General features: G+C 50.2%; 2 protein-coding genes. One reads left to right on the top strand and one right to left on the bottom strand.

The window, feature by feature from the left end:
* Positions 1–588: SIR2 family protein (locus NA619_RS24915; RefSeq protein WP_255964436.1), on the bottom strand; the 588-nt coding region annotated here is incomplete at its 3' end.
* Between the two features lie 201 nt (positions 589–789).
* Between NA619_RS24915 and NA619_RS24910 the strand changes: the two genes are divergently transcribed.
* Positions 790–1,518 carry a hypothetical protein gene (locus tag NA619_RS24910; protein WP_255964435.1) on the top strand — a complete coding sequence of 243 codons (729 nt, stop codon included), beginning with the start codon at positions 790–792 and terminating at the stop codon, positions 1,516–1,518.
* Positions 1,519–1,537 lie beyond the last annotated feature (19 nt).

Raw genomic sequence — 1,537 nt, 5'->3', positions numbered from 1 at the left:
AGACTGCCTGACAAGGTTAACGAATGGTGCGAACTTTTCTGGGTATGTTCGGTAGTGCTCCTCGGTGAGGATGAAGGGTCGATGTGAGGGAAATGAACCATGCAGTTTTACAATTCGACGGCGATTCAAGATTTTCGATTGTGGAATGTCCTCTCTTGAGTAGACAGTAAAGTACGGAACTTCAAAAAGCTTTTCGGCTTCCCTTTCTAAAAGAGTGTCGTAGTTTGTAGTAAAGACCTCAGCCCAAGGAAGCTTTAGCAACGCTGTATGCAACGGGCCTGGAGTCACTTGGTCGTCAGGGACACATCTCTTAATTAGATGCTCCAAGTGGGAGGGGGAGAAAACACGCGAGTACTGCTCTGCCAACTGTGATGCTGCCGCTGGAGAGAACGTTCCGGGCTGCCGCTCTGGCTCCAGTTCAGCGGCCATCTCCTCTGATAGCTGAGACCATGTCGCTAGGTTTTCGCCGCCATTCGCGTTTCGGCTAAAACCAGCGCCAACCATCACCGCAGCATTACGGTTAGCAAGCGCTTTTCGAATAGCGAGCAGGTGTACTTGTGCTTCTGAGGCAACAGATGTGTTGGCCATGAATAATCTCCCTTCTTCTCTCGGCCTCATTACGCGTCACTTTGTGGAAAACGCATAATCGCGCACAGCCTAGCACTGAGTTGCACTTGGGTTTATTGAAATCCCAAAAGGACCGCTTCTGGCCGATTTCTGCCGTTGCTTAGAGTCCGCTTGGTTCGTGTGTAGCCTCTCCACAGCATCATCGCCCAGTTAAGGATACCCATGATAAAAAAATCAGTCCGCTTTGCACCCTGGATAGGTTCCCAGTATGCGGAAGGATTTGGCGGCCTACGAATTCTCTTAGTCTGCGAATCTCACTATGGTGATAAGAAGCATGAGCGCCCAACAGCTACTGCCGAAATAGTGAAGGCTTTAGCTTTAGGTGAGAAACACCCTCTGGCAACGGGCAGAATCCGACGTCACCCGCACTTCACTAAAATAATGAGTGCTGTGAAGAACGTTAGAGAAAGCTTCTCCAGTGCACAAAAAAAGGAATTCTGGCATAGCGTCGCCTATTACAACTTTCTGCAGGAATTCATACGCGACACGCGCGTTTTACCACCCAAAGATGCTTGGGAACGTGGTAACAGTGCATTTACCGAAGTCTTGGACGTATTGGCTCCGGATTTGATTGTTTGCCTCAGTGCGCGTAACGGACGTCGGATTCGGTCGCTAGCTAACGGCGTTCCGGTAGCAGTGGTGAAGCACCCTTCTTCGCATTTTGCTTATTCCAAAGTCAATCCGGTCATCGCTAAACATATGGTTATCGCCTTGGAGAGGAAGGCACAAGCACCGGCATTCACTAGCAGTGATTCTTTTGAACGCTGGTGCGAGGCCGCAGCTTCTGCCTTACCCACACCTGGTTCGCACCTTTCAGAGTCGGACAAGATCGCGATTCTTTTGGAGCGCAGGGCATCTATGGCGGCGCTTGATGATTCCGTACTGGCATAGGCAATAAACGACTGCTTCT

This window comes from Stutzerimonas stutzeri (assembly GCF_024448895.1).
Taxonomy (GTDB): domain Bacteria; phylum Pseudomonadota; class Gammaproteobacteria; order Pseudomonadales; family Pseudomonadaceae; genus Stutzerimonas; species Stutzerimonas stutzeri_Q.
Note: the sequence above shows the minus strand (reverse complement) of the source record. Positions and strands in the feature narration are given on the sequence as shown.